Raw genomic sequence first — 2,493 nt, 5'->3', positions numbered from 1 at the left:
CACACTCAAAGAAACACAGACGTTACCAGCCGAGCCCACAGTGTTGGCGTCCTGACCCGCCGGATAGTCCACTGGCAAGGGGGCGACCGCAGAGCGGGAAGAGTCGAGCCAGTAGTCTAGTTCTTGCTCCAGCGCTGCCGATTGTGCATATTCGCTCAAGCATTGAGCCCAATTCTGGAAGGAAGTCGTCTTGGGCGGTAGCTTCATTGCCTCATCACGAGTGAGCTGCTGGTAACCTGTCTGCAAATCCTCTAGCAAAATTCGCCAGGAAACCCCATCTACTGCCAGGTGATGGATGACAAACAGCACGCGGTTGGGCTGGTTTGAACCCAGGTCGAACAGCGCTACCCGCACTATTGGTCCGGACTCTAGGTTTAAACTAGCTTGTAGTTCGGTTGCTGTCGCCTCAATTGCTGGTGTTTGCTCCGCTCCGGGCAGGCTGGACAAATCTACCCTGGTGCAAGCCAATCCCTCATCTGGAGAGGCATTAACTTGTTGCCACCCGTTCGCAGAGCGCACAAACCGTAGGCGCAGCCCATCGTGATGCATTAGCAATTGCTGCACCAATCGCTGCAACAGAACTAAGTCTAAGGTTGGCGGCACTTCTATCATCATCGCTTGGTTCCAATGATGTGGTTGAGCAAACTCCTGTTCAAAGAACCATCGTTGGATCGGCGTCAGCAGCACTTCTCCTGTGACCGGACCCTGTGAAGCTTGGAACACAGAGGTGGTGCCTGCCACTGTTGCCAAATCAGCGATTGTTTGGTACTGGAATAGCTGTTTGGGAGAGATCTTTAGACCTGCTTGATTGGCTCTGGCAACGATCTGAATGCTGAGGATAGAGTCCCCACCTACTTCAAAGAAATTGTCGTGGATGCCTACCTGTTCCAGTCCCAAGACGTCGGCCCAGATCCGGGCCATTCGCTCCTCAACGGAAGTACGAGGAGCCACATAGGCACCTGCTAATTCAGGTCTAGTGGCGTCAGGAGCCGGGAGGGCGCGGCGGTCTACCTTGCCGTTGGAAGTTAACGGTAGGGCATCCAACAGCACGAAGGCAGAAGGCACCATATACTCAGGCAACTGCTGCTTCAGGAAGCGGTGTAGTTCCTGCATTGAAAGTGCTGCTGACTCTTTGGTCACCAGGTAAGCTACTAGGCGCTTGTTGCCGGGGATATCCTCTCGAACCATGACCACGGTCTCCTGCACAGCTGGGTGTTGACCCAGCAAAACCTCAATCTCCCCTAGCTCGATGCGGAAACCGCGAATTTTTACTTGGTCGTCAAAGCGACCGAGAAACTCGATATTGCCATCGGGCAGATAGCGGGCCAGGTCACCTGTTTTATACAAGCGTCGGCTTGCTGTATTGCTAAAGGGGTTGGGAATGAATGCAAGGGCGGTCTGATCGGGATGATTGAGGTAGCCTCGGGCAAGGCCAGCACCACCAACGTATATCTCACCTGGAATACCAACTGGCATGGGTTGCAGGTTTTTATCCAGAAGATAGACCTGGGTATTAGCGATGGGACGCCCGATAGTAGGTGTCCTATCGGTTAGCTCTGTGGAAGAAACCCCACCGGAAGTTGTGACGACAGTATTTTCAGTAGGACCGTAGTTATTTACTAGCTTGAAGGGTAGGGATGGTGAAGGGTAGTTGTGGAGTTTGTCGCCACCAGTTAGCAAAGTTCGCAAAGCTATGTTGCTGGGCCAATCCAACGACAAAACACTTTCTGCTAAAGGTGTGGGTAAAAAAGTGATGGTGATTGCTGATGCTATCAGCCAATCTCGAAGCGGCACAGGTGAGATACGGGTTTCTTCATTTGCAATGTAAATGCTTGCTCCTGCCGTTAAGTAAGGCCACAATTCCCATACTGCTGCGTCAAATGCTGGTCCTGCGATCAGAGTTGCTCTATCTGCTGGCGACAAAGCGAAAGCTTGTTGATGCCAAAAGACGAGATTCAATAGTCCTTGATGTTCAATCTGAACTCCCTTTGGCTTACCTGTCGAGCCAGATGTGTAGATTGTGTAGGCGAGGTTGTCAGCTTTTACCTTCCTAGTTGGATTCTCGGTGCCCTTTTGTGCAATAAATTCCCAGTCTGCGTCCAGGCAGATCATTTTTGCTCCATGTTTAGGCAGTCTACCAACCAACCGCTGTTGAGTTAGCAATATCGGCACCTTGGCATCTTCCAGCATGAAAGCCAAACGCTCGATTGGATAACCTGGGTCTAAGGGTACGTAAGCCGCGCCGGCTTTGAGTATGCCCAACGACCCCACTACCATTTCCAACGAACGCTCCACGCAAATGCCCACCAGATCGTCCGGACCTACGCCCAGAGAACATAAGTGGTGCGCCACCTGATTCGCTCGACGGTTCAATTCTCCGTAGGTGAGTTGCTGACCTTCAAACACCACTGCCACAGCTTCAGGTGTTTGCTCGACCTGGGCTTCAAACAACTGATGGATACATAGATCTTTGGGGTAATCCACCTGGGTGTC

1 protein-coding gene is annotated in these 2,493 nt (G+C 52.1%); it reads right to left on the bottom strand.

Annotated elements, in window-relative coordinates; genetic code table 11:
• The coding region (locus tag QUB56_RS36705; protein ID WP_332961272.1) for an amino acid adenylation domain-containing protein at window positions 1-2,451 on the bottom strand (2,451 nt) is incomplete at its 3' end.
• Between the last annotated feature and the right edge of the window lie 42 nt (window positions 2,452-2,493).

Origin of the sequence: Microcoleus sp. AR_TQ3_B6, assembly GCF_036702785.1 — a bacterium.
GTDB lineage: Bacteria > Cyanobacteriota > Cyanobacteriia > Cyanobacteriales > Microcoleaceae > Microcoleus.
Note: the sequence above shows the minus strand (reverse complement) of the source record. Positions and strands in the feature narration are given on the sequence as shown.